The organism is Erythrobacter sp., assembly GCF_040217515.1.
Classification (GTDB): Bacteria; Pseudomonadota; Alphaproteobacteria; order Sphingomonadales; family Sphingomonadaceae; genus Erythrobacter.
This window is the reverse complement of record NZ_JAVJPT010000002.1, coordinates 13,376-30,648: the sequence shown is the minus strand read 5'-3', so window position 1 is coordinate 30,648 and position 17,273 is coordinate 13,376. Positions and strand designations below refer to the sequence as shown.

7 protein-coding genes are annotated in these 17,273 nt (G+C 67.0%); 6 read left to right on the top strand and 1 reads right to left on the bottom strand.

Annotated features, from left to right (window positions below; genetic code table 11):
- The first annotated feature begins 1 nt into the window (after position 1).
- The 4 genes from RIB52_RS01100 to RIB52_RS01085 are packed head-to-tail and all read left to right on the top strand — an operon-like array spanning position 2 to position 12,196.
- A complete protein-coding gene (locus RIB52_RS01100; RefSeq protein ID WP_350172045.1) occupies positions 2 to 6,304 on the top strand; it encodes a hypothetical protein in 6,303 nt (2,100 codons plus the stop codon).
- Positions 6,305 to 6,308: 4 nt separating this feature from the next.
- Positions 6,309 to 9,353, top strand: a complete 3,045-nt coding sequence (locus RIB52_RS01095; RefSeq protein WP_350172043.1) for a CHAT domain-containing protein — start codon at positions 6,309 to 6,311, stop codon at positions 9,351 to 9,353.
- Positions 9,354 to 9,384: 31 nt separating this feature from the next.
- On the top strand, positions 9,385 to 11,478 hold the full coding sequence (locus tag RIB52_RS01090) for a CHASE2 domain-containing protein (protein ID WP_350172041.1): 2,094 nt from the start codon (positions 9,385 to 9,387) through the stop codon (positions 11,476 to 11,478).
- A gap of 13 nt (positions 11,479 to 11,491) precedes the next feature.
- Positions 11,492 to 12,196 (top strand): hypothetical protein, encoded by a 705-nt coding sequence (locus RIB52_RS01085; protein WP_350172039.1) that lies wholly within the window; start codon positions 11,492 to 11,494, stop codon positions 12,194 to 12,196.
- Positions 12,197 to 12,258: 62 nt separating this feature from the next.
- On the opposite strand, the gene RIB52_RS01080 is transcribed toward RIB52_RS01085, so the two are convergent.
- Positions 12,259 to 13,644, bottom strand: coding sequence for a M24 family metallopeptidase (locus RIB52_RS01080; RefSeq protein WP_350172037.1), 1,386 nt, complete (start codon positions 13,642 to 13,644; stop codon positions 12,259 to 12,261).
- A 374-nt stretch (positions 13,645 to 14,018) separates the two neighbouring features.
- Between RIB52_RS01080 and RIB52_RS01075 the strand changes: the two genes are divergently transcribed.
- Together RIB52_RS01075 and RIB52_RS01070 are read left to right on the top strand one after the other, a co-directional pair.
- Positions 14,019 to 15,326 carry a multiheme c-type cytochrome gene (locus RIB52_RS01075; protein ID WP_502879436.1) on the top strand — a complete coding sequence of 436 codons (1,308 nt, stop codon included), beginning with the start codon at positions 14,019 to 14,021 and terminating at the stop codon, positions 15,324 to 15,326.
- Positions 15,326 to 17,272 carry a heme-binding protein gene (locus RIB52_RS01070; RefSeq protein ID WP_350172035.1) on the top strand — a complete coding sequence of 649 codons (1,947 nt, stop codon included), beginning with the start codon at positions 15,326 to 15,328 and terminating at the stop codon, positions 17,270 to 17,272. The genes RIB52_RS01075 and RIB52_RS01070 overlap by 1 nt, the downstream gene beginning before the upstream one ends.
- Position 17,273 lies beyond the last annotated feature (1 nt).

Genomic DNA, 17,273 nt, shown 5'->3' with positions numbered 1-17,273 from the left:
GATGGCTTCGATCACGAACCCGCGCGCGCGGCTGATGCTCGGATGCGGCGGGGCCGCGCTCGCCCTTTCGCTTGCGCTCTCACCCGGCAAAGCGCAGGCGCAGGCTTTCCAGGCTACCGACTCTGTGGTCCAGGGCTCCGCCACGCGAACGGTGACGGGTGCCAATTCGGAAACGATTACGGTCGATACCCCGACCGCCGTGATCGACTGGACCCCGCAGGAAGACGGTGCCGGAGACGCGCTCGATTTCCTGCCCACCGGGGCGACGGCGACGTTCGAGAACAACGGCAGCCTCAATCCCGGTGCCGATTTCGCGGTGCTCAACCGGATACTGCCCTCGACCAACGGAAACATCGTGGTGATGGACGGGACCGTCATCTCGCGGATCGTCGACCTTTCGAACGGTTCGATCGAATCGGGCGGGACGGTTGCGTTCTATTCGCCGACCGGCCTCTTGATCGGGGGGAATGCGAGCTTCGACGTCGGCAATCTCATCCTGACCACGCTGGAGCCGGACCTCGCCACCTTCGACGCCTTCACGACCGGCGGCGGCACGCTTCAGCTTTTCGGGGAGGAGCTCTCGACTGCCCGCATCCGCATCGAACCGGGCGCGCAGGTGACGGCCAGTTCGGAGAATTCCTATTTCGCCGTGGTCGCGGCGGGTGTCGAGATGTTCGGCACCACCGACGTCAATGGCAGCCAGGCCTTTGTCGCGGGCGAGCTGGTCAATCTTACCTTCTCGAACGGCCTGTTCGATATCGAGGTGCCGATCGGCACGGCGCTGCCCGGCACGGTTCTCGAAGTGAACGGCGATGTCGGCGGTCCCTCGAGCACGGGGATCGGCGACAATCACCTGATCTATGGGGTCGCGCGCGCCGCCGCAGACCCGATCCGCATGCTGTTCAGCGGCAATCTCGGCTTCGATCCGGCGGCGAGCGCGGGCGTGGTCAATGGCGAGATTATCCTGTCGGCCAATTTCGATGTTTTCGGGCGCAGTGTCGCGGGAGATTCGACCGACGCGCCCAATCCGCGTTTCGAGCAGGCGATCGATCCGTTCGGGCCGCCGACCCCCATTGCCGATATCCAGGTCGAGGATTTCGCCGCGAGCAGTTCGCTGCTCGCGATCGGGACCGACATCGTCGATGTGTCCGCGCAGGCCGCCCCTAGCTCGGTCGAGGGCAGTTTGTTCGTCGTCGGGCGCGAGGCTGCGCAGCTGACCGCGGCGAATGGGCAGGCCTTCGACATTTCGGGCGATGTCCTGGTCAGCGCGGCCAATGTCGGGGTGGTTTCGTCGAGCCTGCAGGACCCGACTGTCATCAACGCAGTGGGCGGCAGTGCTCTCGTCGAGGCGAGCGGCGGCGCTGCGATCAACATCGCGGGCAATGCGCGCGTCATCGCCCGCGCGATCGGCGGAGCGGAGGATACTCTTTTCGAAGCGGGCACGGCGACCGGCGGCAGCGCGCTCGTAAGTGCGAACGGGGGCGACATCACGATCCTCGGTGACACCGAGGTCGATGCGACCGCCCAGGGTACGACCGAGCTTTCGCTGCTGCAGACCGGGGCCACTTCGACCGGCGGCTCGGCGCGGGCCGTCGCCTTGAACGGGGGGGCACTTTCGTTCGGAGGGGCGCTTACTCTCGATGCGAGCGCGGACGGGGTGGATGTCGACACGTTCAACCCCTCGACCGGCTCGGACGCGTTCGGCGGTTTCGCGTCGCTCGATGTTACCGGCACGGATGGCGGCACAATCGACATCTCCAGCGTTCTTTTCGTTCTGTCCAATGCCACCGGTGGCGACTCCAATGAGGCCGGGGCGGGCGCAATCGGCGATGCGGGCAATGCGGGCATCTTCGTGGATGGTCCCGGCGTGGTCACAATCGGAGGCGGCGCGAACCTGCTGGCGCGTGGAGAAGGGGGGCTCAACGCCGGCGGGGTCGGCGGCGAAGGGCTTGGCGGCTCGGCTCGGGCGTTCCTGCCCGAGGGTGGCACGCTCGACGTCCTCGCAAGCCTCTCCATGAACGCGAATGCGATTGGCGGCAACGGGATCACAGGTGGCGACGCGCTCGGCGGAGCGGCCGGGATCGAAGTCGTGACCGGCATTGCCGAGATCGCGGATGCCATTTTCGCCAGTGCCGACGCCGAAGGCGGCAATGCCGATTTCGGCTTCGGCGGCGATGGAGGCGATGCTTTCGGTGGGCTCGCTTTCGTCCAGGCGACCGGCACGCTTGACGCGAGCGCGACTCTCGATGCCGACGCGGCCTTTGCCACCAGCCGGGCACTCGGCGGGCGCGGCGGTGTCGGGGATGGCTCCACGATTGCCCCGGGGCGCGGCGGCGATGCGACGGGCGGTGACTTCGGCACCTTCAACCAGGCCGCTCCCGATTTCAACAACGGCGCATTCGTGCTTGCGGGCGGCGACAACGGCAATCTCACGATCGCAGGCGGCGATGTCGAAGTCGATGCCAGCGCCGAGGGCGGTGAGGGCGGCAGCGGCAGCGCCGGCCAGAACGGCGGCGAAGGCGGCATCGGGACCGGCGGGCTCGCCCAGGCGGGTCTCGCGCTGTTCGAAGGGGACGGCTCGCTCGCTCAGGGAAGTGCCGATTTCGGACTCGTATTCATGGAAGCCGATGGCGTCGGCGGGTCTGGCGGTTCGGGCGACCTTCAGGGCAATGGCGGCGAAGGCCGGGGCGGCACCGCCGCCTTCACCGTGAGCGCGGGGACGGTAGCCGCGAATTCGCTCGAAATGTTCGCGGAGGGCTTCGGCGGCAATGGCGAGATCGGCGGCCTGGGACTTGGTGGTCTGGCAGGCATTCTTGGCGAGCTGGGTGGGGTGCTGACAATCGACAATGCCGAACTCGCTGCGCGCGGCTTTGGCGGCGCCGGCAATAGCGGGGGTGCCGGGACCGGAGGCGAGGCCTCCGTCGATCTCGAGGGCATCGATCTGACTATCAACGGGGATGCCGAGCTCGATGCCACAGGCGAAGGCGGCACCTCCTTTGCCGAAACGGGTGGCGCCGGCACGGGCGGCAGCGCCATCTTCGGTGTTCTGGGGGCCGCGCCGGGAACCAGCATAGTCACCGGGAATGCCTCGATCGTCGCCAACGGCGTGGGCGGCGAAGGCGGCGAGGGCCTGCCGGGCGGCGACGGGACCGGCGGGGAGGCTTTCGTGCGCGCACAGGCCGGTAGCACGGTGACGTTCGGATCGGCCCAGGTCACCGCCAGCGGTCTGGGCGGATCGGGCTCGTTCAATGGCGGCGGCAATGGCAGTGGCGGGAGCGCCTTCATCGAGAGCTTCGATCCCGGCAGCACGGTGGACATCCAGAACAACACGCCGCTGAGCTTGCTCGATGAATTCAACCGCGGCGCAATCGTCGCGGCGGTCGGTATCGGCGGCGATGCGACCGGCGGCAGCGGTGTGGCCGGGAACGGCACGGGCGGCGAGGTCGAATTGCTGGCGATCGGCGGCGGGCTGATCGAGCTTCCGGCCGATCCGGCGGCGGACCCGAGCAGCGATCCGGAGATCGGGATCATCGCACGCGGCTTCGGCGGCGGCTCGCTGGTCGGCGGTAGCGTTGCGGGCGACGGGATCGGCGGGGTCGGCACGATTACCGCCAATGGCGGGACGATCGGCTCGGGTGCGATCACGTTCTCGGTCTTCGGTCTCGGCGGTAGCGGCCTCGACGGCGCGCTCGACATCTCGGGCGGGGAGGGGCTTGGCGGAGTACGGGCGATCGAAGTCCTCGACGGCGGCGAGATTACGGCGGAATTCTCCGGCGGGATCAGCGGCGGGATCGGCGGCAACGCGTCGGGTGCGGGCGCTGGCGGCGACGCGAGCGGCGGGACCAGTCTCGTCGATGTCGATGGCGGCACGCTCAATCTCGTGGGTCGCTCCGTCTTCATCGACGGGACCAATGGTGGCGGCGGCGTCATCGGCGGCAGCGCGTCCGGCGGTGCAATCGATTTTCTCGTCAATAGCGGGACGGTCACCTTCATTCCGAATGCCGCTGGAGAGGCCGTCGCGATCGTTGGCCAACTCGTGGTCGGCGGCCCCGGCGTCGATCAGGGCGGGGATGCCAGCGGTGCCCTCTCGTCAATTCAGATCCAGAACAGCACCGTCTCCGGCGGCACCTTCGTGCTTTCCTCCGATGCCTCGGGCGGCGCGGCGAGTGGTATCGGCGGCATCGGCGGCAATGCGACCGCGGGCGATGCGCTGTTTGTCGCCAATCCCTCGACCATTGCTCTAGTCGGAGCGAACACCATCTCGGCCGGTGCGTTTGGCGGGAACGGCGACACCGGCGGCGACGCGGTGGCCGGGTTCGCCAGCATCGACCTTCTCGACACCGAACTCACGGTTGCGCCCGATGCCAATGGTGTGGCCCGGATATCGATCTCGGCGGTCGGAGAGGCCGGGCAGGGAGCGAGCGCGAACGGCAACGGCGAAGGCGGCACGGCGCAGATCCTGCTCAACAACTCGACGCTCGCGGCCGATGAAATCGAGCTGCTCGCCTCGGCCGATGCGACCGCGACCAGCACCGGGGCTGCGGGCGGCGATGCCTTTGCCGGCCTGATCGAGGTCGTCATCGAGACCGCTTCGGCGCTTTCGGCGACCGACTTCCGGCTGATTGCACGCGGGCTGACCAATGCCGGAGGGAGCGCATTCGGCGGCGAGGCGCTGTTGCAGGTCGGATCGGACGACGGGGGCGAACAGGTCGATATCGCCAACGAGTTGTCCCTGCTTGCGGATGCCTCGGGGGACGTGAACAGCGTGGTCGGGCGCTTCGCAGTCGCGGTGACATCGGGGCTGATCCAGGCAGGAGCCTTCACCGGTTCGGCGCTCGGCGATACGACCGGCGGCTTTGGCCCATCGGTTGTCTCTGCGGTGGGCGGCGATTTCCTCGTATCCGACACTTTCAGGGTCGACGTGCTGGACGATTTCACAGTCGAGGCCGGACAGGGCGGCCTGATCGGCGGGCCCGACATCACCGATCCGACCGTCGCGATCGACATCGAGACGCAGGGCACTCTCAATTTCCTCGGCGACAACGACGACGTGATCGATTTCGTCGGACTTTCGATGGCGTTGAGAGCGAGCGATATCGCAATCGAGAACGGCGCGCGGCTGGGCGCGGTGACAATGGATGTCACGTCGCTCGACACGCTCAATCCGGCGATCCTGGGCGGTGCGGGGACACCGAGCGGATCGGTGACCGACGAGGGCTTCTCGCTGATCGCAGAAGAGCTCGGACGGCTCGATGTCGGCAGCTTCACCTTCACCCAGCCCGAACTGCCCGATGCGGGGGGCGATGATCCCGACATCATAATCCGCGCCGCGACCGCCTTCGGCTCGGATGATCCCGACGGGGGGGTCTCCGACATCCTCGTGCGCAGCTCCGGCTCTGGGGGAATCATCCGGGTCGACGGCCTGTTCGAACTGGTCAATGCCGCCCCGACCGACACGGTCGCGCTGGAGGCGGGCGACCGGATCGAGATCGTGACGCCGGGCGGCATCGTGCTGTCCGATTCCGACGGGCTGCCGAGCGGTGAACTGGCTCTCGACGCGGACGACATCTGGGTCGCAGACGCCGACCTCATCGCGCAGCTGCAGGGTGATATCGCCTTTGCCGGGCGCGATGACGAACTCGCCATCGCGTTGGCCGGAAGCGACGATCCGCTCGGCTACCTGTTCGCGGGTAGCGTCGACCTTGTGCCGGGTCGTTCTTTGCTGGTGCGCAACACCGGAAGCGAGACCGAACAGGGCGGAATCACGGTCGGCGCCGGGGGCCTCTCGATCGAGGCGAGCGATACGTCCGAATCCACGCTCGACGTGTTCGCCTATGGCCGCCGTCAGGAGGAGGACGGGACTTTCGTGACGGGGTCGGACTTCTTCGCGGAGGTCAATTTCAACGCTGCCGGGACGGACTACACCGATGCCAGTGCGTTCAACGACTGCATCATCAATACCGGCGAATGCCCGGCCGCGGTCACGCCTCCCCCGGTCACGCCGCCTCCGGTCGAGCCGCCCCCCGGTTCCGAGCAGGTCGAACAGGCTATCGCCGTAGCCAACAACACTTCGGTAATCGAGGAGCCGGCGGAGCTGCCGCCCGAGGATCTGCCGCTGACCGAACAGGAAAGCAATGACGAGTTCGGAGCCGATTTCCCCGGCCTGATCGAAGCCCCGCTCCTAACCGAGGACCCGCTGCTCGACGATCCGGTGGCAAGCGGCGGCGACAGCTCGGCCTATGGCGCGGGCACTGCGGGTGTCGGACTTTCCGGCGGCCCGGAAAGGGGCGATGATGACGAATAGGGACATGAAAAGGCTTGCATCGCTCGCACTTGCCGGGGCAGCCGCGCTGGCTGCTGCCTGGGCCGTACCCAATGCCGCCCAGACCACGAAGGGCACGCCGGTGAGCCTGCGCGATACCTTCCCCGTTGGCAGAAACGGCCTGTGCGAGGCACAGATCATCGAGCCCGAGCCGGGCGCGGACATCTTCGACCGGCGCTATTCGATCATCTGCCGGGATGCCGCCGCCCCGATCGGAACGATGTGGGTTGTGCGCGGACGCTATGCCGAGGCGCCGGAAAGCCGTTTCGGCCTGCCCGGCGCGACCTGTCGTGCGGCCGGAGACGCCGCTGCGCCAAAGGGCCTGGCGAGCGCGCGCGAACTCGTATGCGAGGCATCGGACAGTCCGCTGCGCAGTCGGCTGATCGTCGGCGAGATCGGCAATCGCACCTATGCCGCGACCGGGTTCAACGCCTATGCCTCGGCCTTGAGGCTCGGTCTCGCGTCGCTCGCGACGGATCGCGTGGCGAAGGGTGAAGTCGATATCCCGCTCACCCAGGCGACCGATGCGCTCGCCTTCGCCCGCCAACAGGCGGACGCGATTTCCGCCGACCAGGCGCTGGTCGAGGCCTATCGCCGTTCCAACCAGGGCGAATTCGCCGAAGCAGCCGAATTCTTCGCCGCCTCGGCCGAGGTCCTGTCGGGCAAGAGCGCACTCGATGCGCGGCTTAACGAGGCGCTGCTGCAATCCAATCTCGGCAATTACGCCGAGGCCGATCGGCTGTTCGGCCAAACGCGGGAAGAGGCCGCGACCGACCCCGTTCTTTCACGCCTGCTACGCAATTACGAGACCATCCACGCGCTCAATCAGGACCGCGCCGACGCGGCGCTTAAGAGGGTCGACCGACCGCTCGCCAACGAATTCGGCGATCCGGCCATGCTGCGCCGCCTGATGATCGGCCCGGCCTTGGCGAACCGGCTCGAGGCCGAGAACGAGAGCGCAGGCGGGACCTATTCGGTCAGCCTGACCCCGCTCGAACGCGCCCAGCTGCTCGACGGGCAGGCCGATTACCTGCGCGCGACCGCGCTGCGACTGGTCGGCCGGGCAGACGAGGCGAGCCGGTATCTGCGCGCTGCCGATAGCGCGATGGCCGAGGTGCGCGGCGGAAGGGTCAATTCGATCCTCTGGCTGCGCGCGCAGGTGCTGGGCGAACTCGCCGAAATCGCCGAGATCGAAGGCCGCCCGGGCGAGGCGGAAAATTTTCACAGGCAAGGTATCGCGCTGCTCGATACCCGATATCCCGATAGCCCCGCATTGCAAAGTGCGCGCGCCCAGTTGGCCGGGTTCTATGCCCGCGCCGGGCGAAGGGACGAGGCGCTGGCGCTCTATCGCGGGATCGTCGCCGATGCCGAAGGCCGTCCTCTGCCCGCCCTTCGAAGCCTGATAACGCCATTTTTCGACCTCCTGCTGGGCGGCGAGGTGAACGCGCTGGGCGATGCCGCGAGCGCCGCCGACATATTCGCCGCCAGCCAGCTGCTCCAGCGCCCCGGCCTCGCCCAGACGCAGGCGGTGCTGGCGCGGGAATTGTCGGTCGGCAGCGACGAGGCGGCGCAACTGTTCCGCAAGACGATCAATCTCGGGCGCGCGATCGAACAATTGAGAAGCGGTATTGCGGAAATGCAGACAATGGCCGAGATGCCGCCGGAAACCGCGCGATTGCTCGCCGAGCGGCAGGAAAGGCTCCAGCAGCTCGAAGCCGAGCAGGCCGAGGTGCTGGCTTCGCTTGCCGAATATCCGCGCTATCGTGCCGTCAGCGGCTCCGCGATCGACCTTGCGCAATTGCAGGACATCCTCGCACCGGGCGAAGCCTATGTGAAGCTGGTCACGCTCCAGGAACAGAGCTTCGTCATCTACGTCACGAAAGACGAGGCGCTGGCCTACAAGGCGGCGATCACGCCCGACGCGCTCGAGGAAGAAGTCGATCGCCTGCGCGAGAGCATCGCCATCGCGGAAGGCGGGCGGGTCCTTACCTTCCCGTTCGACATCGAACGCTCGCGTGAACTCTACCTTGCGTTGTTCGAGCCCGTCGCCGACCGGCTTCCGGCGCAGCGGCACATCGTGTTCGAGCCGGACGGGGCGATGTTGCGCCTGCCGATAAACCTGCTTGTTACCGACGACGAAAGCGTCGCGCGCTACAAGGCGCGGCTCGCCGAGAGCGGCGACGAATACGATTTCACCGGCACGAACTGGCTGGGGCGCGGGGCCGAGATCAGCACTTCGGTCGCCGCTACCGCGTTCCGTGATGTGCGCGTCGCCGCGCCGTCCGATGCGGCGCGGAGCTATCTCGGACTGGGCGAGAATACGCCGATCGGCGAAAGCCAGAGCGGCGCTGCGCGCACCCGAGCGGCGCTCGCCGGGGGTGAGAATTGTGCGTGGTCGCCCAATATCTGGGCCAATCCAATCGCCGCTGACGAGCTCTATACGGCGGCCGACCGCTTCGGCTCCGGGGCGGCGGTGGTGACGCGCGACGAGTTTACCGACAGCAAGATCCGAGCGCGCGAGGATCTCACCGATTATCGCATCCTCCACTTCGCCACGCACGGCCTCGTCACCGCGCCTCAGCCCGAATGCCCGCCGCGCCCGGCGCTCCTTACAAGCTTCGGAGGCGAGGAGGATTCGGACGGCCTGCTGAGTTTCGCGGAGATTTTCGGCCTCAGGATCGATGCCGACCTCGTGATCCTCTCGGCCTGCGACACGGCCGGCGGGGCGACGGTCGGTGCCACCCGCGAGGCGGGCGTCACTTCGGGCGGGGACTTTGCGCTCGACGGTCTGGTGCGCGCCTTCGTCGGGGCGGGCGGGCGCACCGTGCTCGCCAGTCACTGGCCCGTGCCGGATGATTACGACGCGACCAAGCGATTGATCTCGGGCCTGTTCGCGGCCGATGGAACCGAGACCGCCGAAGCGCTCAGGACATCGCAGGTCGGCCTGATGGATAGTGCGGAGACCTCGCACCCGTTCTACTGGTCGGCCTTCGCGGTGGTCGGCGACGGGACGATCCCGGTGCGGCGCTGATCGCGCCGCACCGCGCGAAGGGCGCCGGAACATGGCCGATAGCGACGGGAAGGGGCGCAGCGGGCCAGGCCATATCCTGAAGCGTGGCTGGCGCTCGATCCGCGAGGCCGGCACGCTCCAGCTCGCAGGCACGGTGGTGATGCTGGTCCTCGCTCTGCTGATCGCGCGTTTCAGCTGGACTGTTCCTTTCGCCGACGATGTTCCCACCCCGCTCACCAATGCGGCCGAGCGCGCCTTTTACGATCTGCGCCATTACTATGCCGCCGACCGGGTCGAACAGGACGACCGCATCCTGATGGTGGTCTATAACGACCAGACTCTCATCAACGCGCAGAAGCGCTCGCCGCTGGATCGCGGGATGCTGGCCGAGGCGCTGCGCAATCTCGACGCGCTCGAGCCCAAGGCGATCGGGATCGATATCCTGTTCGACCAGCCCCAGGCCGAGGACGACGAGCTGATCGAAACCCTGCGCAATATGAACACCCCGGTCGCAGTCGGTTATGCCAACCTCCAGACCAATCGCGAGGACATCGTTTACGAACAGCAGGTCTTTCTCGACGAGTTCATGAGCCGGCTTGAAGGCAGCAAGGCGCGGCCTGCGAGCATAAGGCTCGACAATTCCTTCGGTGCAACGCGTGTCTGGCCGAGCATTGTTCCGGGCCTTCCGCCGCTGCTGGGCCGGGCTATGCTTGAGGATGCGGGCGAGGATCTCGGGCCTTTCGACAATTACGAGGGCGCGATCGAATATCGCCGCAGCCTATACGAACAGCAGGCCGATATCGGCGAAGCCGAAGTGGCGGAGGACCTTTTCGAATCCGCCGCGATCGACCTGTTCGTCGATCTCGATCCCGCGATCCTGCCCTTCCTCAAGGAGCAATATGGCGGGCGCTACGTGCTGATCGGCGGCGACATCGTCGACTATGACCGGGTCGAGACGACTTTCACCTCGATCGACGGCGATGTCCCCCCGGGGCTCGCGGTCCATGCCGAACTCATCGCCCAGATGCTCGACGGTAACGCGATGGTGCCGATCCCGGATTGGGTGAAATGGGCTATGGCGGTGCTGGTGGTGGCGGTAGCGGCGCTTGTTGCGCTGCTCGAATGGCCGACGCGCCAGCGTGCCCCGCTATTGGCGCTGATATTCGCGGTGCTGCTGGGTATCCCGGTGCTGCTGGAAGTGCGCGATGTCGATACATACGGCCTGCCTGCGGTAGGCTGGCTGGTGGGCTGGGTGCTCGCCTTCACCGCTGTCACCACGACCGCGCGCGCCGCCGGGGCCAAGCAGCGCAGTTTCGCGCAGGGTGCGCTCGGCAAGTATATCCCCCGCGACATCGCGCAGGCGATCATCGACCGCCCCGAATTGCTGTCGCTGGGCGGCGAGAAACGGGCGATCTACGTGCTGTTTTCCGATCTCGAAGGGTTCACCAAGATGAGCCACGCGATTGCGCCGGAAATGGTCGCCAAGCTGCTCAATCGCTATCTGGAAATGCTGAGCACCGTCGTGCTCGACCATGGCGGCGTGATCGACAAGTTCGTCGGCGATGCGGTGGTGGCGTTCTGGGGCGCACCGATTGCGCGTGAGAACGACGCCGAGCGCGCGGCGAAGGCCGGCTATGCGATCTGGCTGGCGGGCGAGGAATTCCGCCGCGAGGTCGCCGAAATGGACCCCTCCCTCCCGCCGATCGGTAAGACCCGCGTTGGGCTCCATTACGGGGAGGCGGTGATCGGCAATTTCGGCGGCGACACCCGCATCCAGTACACCGCGCTGGGCGATTCGATGAACACCGCCGCGCGGCTGGAAGCGGCGAACAAGCCGCTTCAATCGAGCGTCATGGCAAGCCGCGAATTCGCCGAGCAAAGCGGGCTCGACTGGTGGCGCGCGATGGGACGGGTGCAGCTGCGCGGGCGGGCGAGACCGGTGGACATCTGCGAGCCCGCGCCCGATTTCCCGGCCGAAGACCGCGCGAAGCTCGCGGAAGCCTCGCGCATCGCCGCCGAGGACGCGGACCGGGCCGCAGCGCTCGTGGCCGACATCCTCGCTAGGCATCCTCACGACACCGCGTTACAAAACCTGCATCACAGGATGCAAAACCTCGATAAAGGGGGAGCTTATGTTCTCGGATAAGATGAAACGGCGCATGTCGAAAACGGCCCTCGTCGCTGCGGCGCTTGCGCTGCCGGTGGCAGCCTGGGCGGGCGTGGTGGTCAAGTCCTCGGGACCTTCGGCCGGCACCTACAAGGTTGGCACCAAAGTCGTGGACGGAGCGAAGATCACGCTCCGGGCCGGCGATCGCGTCACTGTCCTTACCTCGAAGGGGACGCAGGTGCTCAAGGGCGCGGGAACCTTCACGGTTGGAGAAAAACCCAAGGAGCCGCGCCTACGCTTTTCCAATTTCACCCGCAAGGGCGCCGCGGGCCGGGTCCGCACCGGGGCCGTGCGCACCGCCGAGGAGAGCAAGCCTGATCGCCCGAACCTGTGGTATGTCAACCTGACCGAGGCCGGCACAACCTGCCTTTATGATTTCGGCACCGTTCGGCTGTGGCGCCCGGATTCGAGTGAGGCGGCGACCTATACCATGGTCGAGCCCGCCGCGGCCGACGCGGTCGAAGTCCATTTCGAAGCCGGGGAGAGCGAGCGCGTGCTCAATTCCGAGCGCCTCGTGCTGGCCGAGGACCGCACCTATGCCGTGCGCGCCGCGCCCGAGGACGAGCCGGTGACAATGACATTCGCCCTTGTCGACGAATACGAGACGCCCGACCAGCTCGCCGAGATGCTGGTGGCGAAAGGTTGCGAGGCCCAGCTTGCGCTGATGGCCGACCGTTTGGAGGCCGACGCCGAATAGGCCTTTGCAATCGGGCGGGACGCAAGCGGGCGCTGCCGCTGGTTCGCGCCCGCGTCGCGTTCTCAGTCCGAGGGAATCAGCGTCAGCCTGGTCTGCCGCCCGTCGAGGAAACGAACCGTATCGCCGTCGAAGAAGGCGTCTTCCTCGGAACGGAAATCGACCCGCTGGCCGCCCCATTCGGGCACTTCGGCATAGCTGGTGAGCTCGATCGACCAGGCGGTGTTCGCGCGCAGGCGATATTCGCCGCGCGGGTCGGGGCCCTGATTGTCCCAGAAACCGATCGCGCTTCCCGCGCCGTGGCCGTGCAGGCCGATCGGATGCGAATAGATTGATGGGTCGAGCCCTTCGGCAAGCGCCCGGGCCCGCGCGGCGGCGAGGATCGCGTTACCGCTTCGCCCGACCGCGAATTCTTCCATGACTATGTCCTGCACGCGATTGGTGTTCGCAAGCCCTGCCCTCAGCCCCGCGGGCGCTTCGGTCTCGCCGGGCTTCAGGACATAGGCCAGATGTTGGGTATCGGTGTTCAGGCGCAAATAGGTGATCCCGAAATCGGTCCAGAGCAGGTCGCCTGGCTCGATCACCACGTCGCCGCGTAGCATGCCGTCCGCGCCTTCGCGCTGGATGCCGATCGAGGGGTGGAACCAGGGCCTTATGCCAAGCCGCGCGAGCCGCTCGCGATACCACCATTCGACATCGGCGGCGGTGGTTTCGCCCGGCGTGATGACCGCGCGCGAGAGGGCCTGTGCGATGAAGGCGCGGGCCAGCATGACGACTGCGGGATAGATCTCCATCTCGCCGGGCGTGCGCGTTTCCAGCCAGCGCAGGGCGAGTGTTTCCCCGGGCACGATCCGCTCGCGATATGTCGCGGGCAGGCGCTCGTTCATGGCGCGATACTGGCTCAGCGTCATGCCGTCGGCGAAGGCGGTGCGCTCGGAGGTGTTGATCGCAATCTTTTCCGGATCGCGCGCGGCGATGATATCGGCGAGGGCCTGCCACTGGTCGGGCTGCCGCGCCGGGTCCCATGCGGGCTCGAACAGGCCGCCGAGGCCATAGCGGCTAACGGTGAGCCGTTCGATCGGCTGGCCCGCGCCTGGATCGAACAGCACGAAGATCGTGCGCCGGCGGGCATTCATGCTCGTCGCATCGAGCATGGAGGCGACCACCGGCTCCTCGAAATATTCGCGCGCCATCAGCACCCACATGTCGATGCCCTGCTCGCGCATGACTTGCGGGAGCACCGTGCCGAGTCGCTCGGCGAGGATATCATCGACGATCTCGGCTCTTTCGCGCATCGGCAGGACCGAGAGCGTTCCGCCGTCCAGCCCGACCGACGGCCCCTTTCCGGGCGCCCAGTCCCGGCTCATCAGCGATTCGGGCGCAAGAGCGAAGGTCGCCAGCGCGACAAGCGCAGCCCATTGCGTCCCCCATTTCAGACGTCCTTTTGCCATCCTTCTTTCCCGCTCCTCGCCCTTGCGGCTACCCCGCGACAGTGACGCGCCCTCACCCGGCCTGTCAAACGCCGGCGGAGCGATGACCGGAAGACTTCGAAGTTCCGTCTTCTGGCGAGACCCTACAAGCCAGGGGTTCGCGGTGCTGATAGCTTGCGTTTGAAGTGGCGGATGATAGGTTTCCGCCGACGCCCAAAGGACAGGGCCGATACGGACGGATCGGCCCCGGCCCGAGGCGGCAGAAACGGGCCTTGGACATCTCGCGGGGGGAAGAGATGACGACATTGGCAGGCACAAATGTTGCCCGGACTCGCGGGGTCTTAAGGTTCCTTGCCCTTCGCAGGTCGGGCCTGCTGCGCCTTCTCGGGGCCTGTGTGTTCGTCATCGTTTACCCGTCTGCTTTCGCCAACGGCAATGCGACGTTTGAAGGCGTCGCAAGCTGCGCCGGGTCGACCTGCCACGGTCGGGCCGAAGGCAACGGCGCGGTCGTGCGGCAGGACGAGATCGCGACCTGGCAGAATCCCTCTTCGCAAAGTGGCGCACATTCGCGTGCCTATGCCGCGCTTGCCTCGCGCCGGGGACAGCAGATTGCAGACAGTCTCGGTCTCGGTCGCGCGACCCAGGCGCCAGCCTGTCTCGGTTGTCATGCAACCTTCGCACCCGCCTCGCAGCGCGGCGACCGATTCGTCCTGTCCGAAGGGGTCGGCTGCGAATCGTGTCACGGTCCTTCGGGCAAGTGGCTGGCCGAACATTACGCCCGGCCCGCCACCCATGCCTCGAACGTGGCAGCCGGGCTCGTTCCGCTCGAAAAGCCGCAGGTGCGCGCGAAGGTCTGCCTCGATTGCCATTACGGTTCGACGAGCCGGGGGCAGTTCGTCACTCATTCGATGATGGCGGCGGGCCATCCGCGCATTTCCTTCGAGCTCGACCTGTTCAGCGCGCTGCAACAGCATCACGATGTCGACGGCGATTACATCGATCGCAAGGGTCGGCCCGATGCGGTGCGGTTCTGGGCGGTGGGACAGGCGGAGGCGGTGCGCCGGGCGACAGGCCTTTTCGCTCAGCCCAGATTCGCATTCGAAGGTGCCTTCCCGCAATTCTATTTCTACGATTGCCATTCCTGCCACCGCACGATCACAGATGCGGCCCAGAGGAAGCTCACTTTCGAAACAAATCCGGCCCGTCCGATCCCTTTCGGCAACCCGCCTTTCAATGACGAGAACATCATCATGCTTTCCGCCGTCGCGGGCGCGCTCGTCCCGGCGCAGGCGGAGGCGTTCCGCAATTCGAGCCGAGGCTTCCACGAAGCGATGGGCGAAGGGCCGGAAGCGGCGCAACAGGCGGCGAAGCGGCTTTCAGCGCGCGCCGGGGCTCTGTCCGATGCTCTTGGCGCGCGCGCTTATGGCAATGCCGATGCATTCCGGGTGATCCGCCTGATCGCTGACGAGGCGACCGCGGCGCGCTTCACCGATTATGCCGGGTCGGTGCAGGCGGTGATGGCGATCGACACCCTGCTCAATGCACTGGTCAAGGACGGGCGCGTCACCATGGCGGCAGCGGCGGGCATCCGGGCCGACATCAATCGCGCCTATCGCGCGGTATCCGGGCCCAATTCCTATCGTCCGGCCGAATTCCGCGCGGCGATCCGCACGGCCGCGAACGCGATCGGCAGGCTCGGCTGATGCGATTTCGGAGGGTGACAACCCTGCTCGCAGTGCCCGCTCTGGTGCTTGCCTCCTGCGGCGGCGATGATTCCAGCGCGCCTGCGGGCGGCGCGCCGCCGGCCCCACCGCCTCCTCCGCCGCCGCCCGCAGGCGCGCTCTATTCGGCCCCCGCAGCCGAAAGCCTGTCTTCGGCGGAAGTCGGCAACATCGTCGCGCAGGCGGCGGCACAGGCCGATGCGCAGGGCACGCCCGCCGTCATCGCGGTAACGGACCGGGTAGGCAATGTCCTCGCCGTATTCCGGATGCCCGGCGCGCCCGCGCTCGCCAGCATCCCGGACGCTCCGAACGGGCAGAACATCGACGCGCAGGGCCTGGACGTTCCGGCCGAGGCGGCCGCCATCGCCAAGGCGATAACCGGCGCTTACCTCTCCAGCAGGGGAAATGCTTTTTCCACCCGCACCGCGTCGATGATCGTGCAGGAGCATTTCCCGCCCGCACCGACTACCGTGGGTCTCGAGAGCGGGCCGCTGTTCGGCGTGCAGTTCAGCCAGCTGCCCTGTTCCGATCTCGCCAGCCGCGCGAGCGACGGGCTGATCGGGCCCAAGCGTTCGCCGCTCGGCCTTGCGGCGGACCCGGGCGGTTTCCCGCTTTACAAGAACGGAGTTGTGGTCGGCGGCGTGGGCGTGATGGCGGACGGCGTCTATGGCTTCGACGCGAACGTGCTCGACATCGACACCGACACGGACGAGCCGATCGCGCTCGCGGGGACGGTGGGTTTCGAGGCGCCGACCAGCATCCGCGCGAACCGCATCTTCGCCGACGGGACGAGCCTGCGCTTTTCGGATGCGACCTACAGCATTCTGGGCAATGTGGCAGGTGCGAGCTTGGCGGGGACAGCGGGGGCGTTGGTCCCGGTGGCCGGCTATTATCCGGGCGGCGCGCTGCTCGAGGGTTCGGCCTATGGCACGGAAAGCTCCGGGATCAGGCCATCGAGGCCGACGGAATTCTCGATCTCCGATGCCTTCGTCCTCACCGACGGGTCCGGCAACAACCGCTTTCCGGTGCGCGGCGGGACCGACGGAGTCGAGATCGCGGCTCCGATCACCGAGCCCGAGGCGCGCGCGATCCTGGAGGAAGCTTTCACCGTGATGAGCAGGGCGAGGGCCCAGATCCGCCAGCCGCTCGACAGCCGCGCGCAGGTGACGATCAGCCTCGTTGATACGCGCGGGGCGGTGCTCGGCATCGTGCGTTCCCCCGATGCGCCCATCTTCGGGACGGATGTGAGCCTGCAGAAGGCTCGCACCGCCAATTTCTTCTCCGCCCCCTTTGCCGCGAACGAATTGCTCGCCGCAGGGGGCGAGGTGCCGGAATTCGTCCAGCGCGTGCGCGACTTCCTCGTCGATCCGAATGCGCTCACCGGCACTTTTGCCTTCGCCGACCGCTCGGGCGGGAACCTGTCGCGGCCCTATTTTCCCGATGGCGAGGTCGGCCAGCCGCACGGGCCGCTCTCGCGCCCGATCGAGCAGTTCAATCCCTTCTCGACCGGGCTGCAGTCGGCGTTGATCGTCGGCAACCTTGCCCAGCATCTCGGCTTCGTCACCGGCGCTGCGGCGAGCGACACGCCCGACAATTGCACGACCCTGCCCGAGGTCACGCCGGGCGCGAGCCGGCTTGCGAACGGCATCCAGATCTTCCCCGGATCGGTCCCGGTTTATCGTGGCAACACGCTTGTCGGCGGGATCGGCGTGTCGGGCGACGGGATCGACCAGGACGACATGATCAGCTTCCTCGGCCTGCATAACGCCGGAGTGCGCGTGGGCGGGATCGGTAATGCGCCGAGGGACATCCGCGCCGACCGGATCGTGGTTCAGGTGGGCTCCCGGCAGGTGCGGCTGCGCTACGTCAACTGCCCCTTCGCGCCCTTCCTCGACACGGCCGAGCAGAACGTTTGCGAGGGGCTGTAAG